Source organism: uncultured Anaerococcus sp. (assembly GCF_937934665.1).
Classification (GTDB): Bacteria; Bacillota; Clostridia; order Tissierellales; family Peptoniphilaceae; genus Anaerococcus.
Window position 1 is genome coordinate 1 of sequence record NZ_CALGYW010000084.1, and the last position, 3,748, is coordinate 3,748.

The window sequence follows — 3,748 nt, forward strand, 5'->3', positions numbered from 1 at the left end:
AATGCTAAATTAGGTTTTGTTACAGAAGACGAATTTGATCAAATAGTCGACCCTGGAAAGATGGTTTAGATGAAAGAATATATCAACAAAGGGGCTGTTGCAAATTGTGAATAACTATCGTCCCATCGGCAGAGGGTTCTCTTAGAAAATTTTACCTCTAAAGGCCGGTAGGCCATCTATAGCCTGCCGGCTCATGGAGGCAAATTTTTTAAAAAACTAGCCCGTCGGCTTTTTGAGACCCTCTGGTGATATTGGGACGATTTATTCATTCTGCAACAGCCCCTTTACTTTTATAAATAAATTGATCGCAAAACACGGCATAGATTCTGCCACCTACAACCCAAATATCAGGCCTTTTGCAGTCTTTGATTGGGATAATACCTCAATTATAGGTGATGTGGAAGAAAGTTTGTTATATTATATGATTACTAATCTTAAATTTAAGTTAAAGCCAGATGAGCTTTATTATGTCATTAGAAAAAATGTTAGTCTAGATGATTTTGATAAAAAATACAACAATCTTAAGCAAGAGAGTGTCAACATTGACAAGCTTTCATATGATATATACCAGGCCTATAGAAGACTCTATGCCACTTCTAATAGATTGGGAGGGGATATAGGTTTTGAAAATATATCACAGACTAATTTTTATAAAGATTTTTAGCAAAGATGTTTTATAGATATAAGGCAGCTTATAGTACTTATGATACAAAAGAGCATTATTGCTGGATGGCCTATCTTCTTGCAAATTATACAAGTGATGAAGTCTACAAACTATGTAATGAGGCTTTTGTCTTTATGAAAAAACAGGCTATAAGAAGAGAAAGATTTTTATCAGCTGATATAAAAATCAGGGCAGGACAGGTTGAAATTTCATATTCTGTAGGCATAGGTGATATTGCAGAAATGGCAAGATTAATGATTTGAAGGCTAAAGCCTTGGCGGGCTCAGATAAATATTGTCTACAAGCAAGAAATCTAAAATTGGGTATATATATCAAAGATAGACGTTCAAGTGAAATAAATTGAAAAGGGAGAAATATGTACTTTGAAGATTATGAAGTAGGTATGGTGTTTGATAAGGAGATTGAGCCGATTAAGTTTAGTGAAGAAGAGCTAATATACTTTGGCAAAAAATATGACCCGAGAGATATTCATACTGACAAGGATAAGGCAAAGGCTTCACGATTTGGGCAAATTATATCACCAGGGTCTTACTCAAATATGGCCTTTTGGGGTCAATGGGTAAAGACGGGAATTGACAAGGATGGTCTTATAGCAGGTCTTGGTGTAGAATATGCCAAGTGGTTAAAGCCAGTTTTTCCTGGAATTCTTTATGATATAAAGGTAGAAATTGTAGATAAAAAGATTCGTAAAGAAGGTAAAGATGGTTCAGTATCCTTCCTTATGACTGTTTTTGACCAAGAGGGGGAGAAAGTAAGCGAGTATTGTGCGTCAGGACTGGTGGCCTTTAAGAACAATAAATAGTTTAGTACGTTATAATCAAGGGTATAAAATTATTGTAGATATATTTAAAAATATTCTTAACATTGTTAGTTATGAGACTAACAAAAAGGAGGGAATTATTATAAATTATTAAATGTTTTTTAAAAAATTTATAACAATCCTTTTATTACGTTAGAATTATTCTAAAAAGGTAGCATTTGTCTATCTACTATTTGTGTGTAACTAGAGATTTATCTCGAAGATATAAGGAGTTTTTATGGACCCAACAAAAAAGAATGGCTTGTCAAAATCCATTCCAAGTAGAAACCAGAATGTAGCAGATGATACTACATTAAGACGAGCTGGTGGTCAAGTTGTAGACAATAACGAAGATTCAATGACAGCTGGCAAGCGTGGTCATATTTCAATACAAGATTTGTGGCTTTTTGAAAAACAGGCTCATTTTAATAGAGAAGTAATCCCAGAAAGAAGAATGCATGCCAAAGGCTGGGGCGCTTGGGGTGAATTTACAGTAACTGATGATATTAGAAAGTATACAAAGGCAAAGCTATTTTCAAAGATAGGAAATAAGTGCAAAGTATTTTCTAGAATGTCTACAGTAGCTGGTGAGCGTGGAGCAGCTGATGCCGAACGTGATATACGTGGATTTGCTGTAAGATTTTATACAGAAGAAGGAAATTGGGATATAGTTGGTAATAATACGCCTGTATTTTTCTTCAGAGACCCAATGAAATTTATAGATCTTAACCATGCAGTTAAAAGAGACCCAAAGAGTAACCTAAGAAGTCCAAACACAAACTTCGATTATTGGTCAAGTCTGCCTGAATCACTTCTTCAAACAACAATCATCAACTCTGATAGAGGAATTCCATCATCCTTTAGATTTATGCATGGATTTGGTTCCCATACTTACTCTATGTATAATGATAAAGGAAAAAGAGTATGGGTAAAATTTCACTTTAGGAGCCAGCAAGGTATACAAAACTTTACAGATCAAGAAGCAGAAATAGTAAATGGCAAGGATAGAGAATCAGCTGGTCGTGACCTCTATGACGCAATAGAGCAAGGAGAATTTCCAAAATGGAAGATGTATATCCAAGTTATGACTGAAGAACAGGCCGAAAATCATCCACAAAACCCATTTGACCTAACAAAAATGTGGCTAAAGGAAGATTATCCGCTCATTCCAGTTGGTGAATATGTGCTAAATAAATATCCAGATAACTACTTCCAAGATGTAGAGCAAGCTGCCTTCTCACCTGCAAATATAATACCAGGCATCGCCCTATCTCCAGATAGGATGTTACAAGCAAGAGCTTTCTTCTACTCAGATGCTCAAAGATATAGATTAGGAGTTAACCACCATCAAATCCCAGTAAATAGTCCATTAGCTGTAAAAAACCCTCATGACTTCCATAGGGACGGTGCCATGAGAGTTGATGGAAACAAGGGAAGTGAGCTTCACTATGGACCAAACTCATATGGAGCATGGAAAGATGACCCATCACTTGAGATTCCACATGATGAGGGTGGAGAAGTAAGAAGATATGACTTTAGAGAAGATGACAGTGATTACTTCACACAACCAGGCATGCTCTTTAATAGAATGACAGAAGAGCAAAAACTAGTTTTATTTGAAAATACCGCAAGAAATATGGGCGATTCAACAATGCAAATTAAGCATAGATATATTAGAAATTGCTATAAGGCTGATCCAGCCTATGGTAAGGGAGTTGCAAAAGCACTAGGTATTGATATAGATGATGTAAAATATCTTGATATTAAAACACCTGCTTCACGAGAAGAATGGGAAAAATATAATGCATTAGATCAAGATTTAAACTACCCAACAGAAAAAGCAGAACCAGAAAGTGCAAAAGATCTACCAGCCGAAGGTAGAGATACAAATGTTGCTGACCCAAAAAGCTTAACAGCTTGGGAAGATGATCCATATCTGCTATAAGAAAATTGATTAAAATAAAAGAGGCTGTTACATTATTTGCAACAACCTCTTTTATAATATTTTTATTGATACTTTCTAAAAGGAGAAAGTTCTTACCAAGGCAGTAGTTACTGATATATTGCAAAAGCTAGTTTTTTAATCTAATTTTAATTCTAATCAGTACTTAGGCAAAATTTTACTCTTTATAATAGAAATTGCTCTAGATTAATCCTATATTTTTTATTTATATAATTATATTTGCTCTAGTAATTTAAGCAATCAATTGCTTATTTAGAGACTTAAGTGGGAAAAAAACAATATCATTTACTCTTATTGTATT

General features: G+C 34.6%; 4 protein-coding genes. All 4 read left to right on the plus strand.

The annotated features are described in order from the left end of the window. Positions 1-301: 301 nt before the first annotated feature. The 4 genes from Q0410_RS04785 to Q0410_RS04800 all read left to right on the plus strand — a co-directional run bounded on the left by Q0410_RS04785 (position 302) and on the right by Q0410_RS04800 (position 3,429). Positions 302-664, plus strand: a complete 363-nt coding sequence (locus Q0410_RS04785) for a hypothetical protein (protein ID WP_299033575.1) — start codon at positions 302-304, stop codon at positions 662-664. Between the two features lie 5 nt (positions 665-669). Then, on the plus strand, positions 670-927 hold the full coding sequence (locus tag Q0410_RS04790) for a hypothetical protein (RefSeq protein WP_299033578.1): 258 nt from the start codon (positions 670-672) through the stop codon (positions 925-927). Between the two features lie 113 nt (positions 928-1,040). Next, positions 1,041-1,487 carry a MaoC/PaaZ C-terminal domain-containing protein gene (locus tag Q0410_RS04795; protein WP_299033581.1) on the plus strand — a complete coding sequence of 149 codons (447 nt, stop codon included), beginning with the start codon at positions 1,041-1,043 and terminating at the stop codon, positions 1,485-1,487. A gap of 235 nt (positions 1,488-1,722) precedes the next feature. Further along, a complete protein-coding gene (locus Q0410_RS04800) occupies positions 1,723-3,429 on the plus strand; it encodes a catalase (protein ID WP_299033584.1) in 1,707 nt (568 codons plus the stop codon). The last annotated feature ends 319 nt before the right edge of the window (positions 3,430-3,748 follow it).

Coding starts and splice junctions, on each gene's coding strand:
- Q0410_RS04790 (WP_299033578.1), top strand. CDS start 670: ATGTTTTATAGATATAAGGCAGCTTATAGTACTTATGATACAAAAGAG.
- Q0410_RS04800 (WP_299033584.1), top strand. CDS start 1,723: ATGGACCCAACAAAAAAGAATGGCTTGTCAAAATCCATTCCAAGTAGA.
- Q0410_RS04795 (WP_299033581.1), top strand. CDS start 1,041: ATGTACTTTGAAGATTATGAAGTAGGTATGGTGTTTGATAAGGAGATT.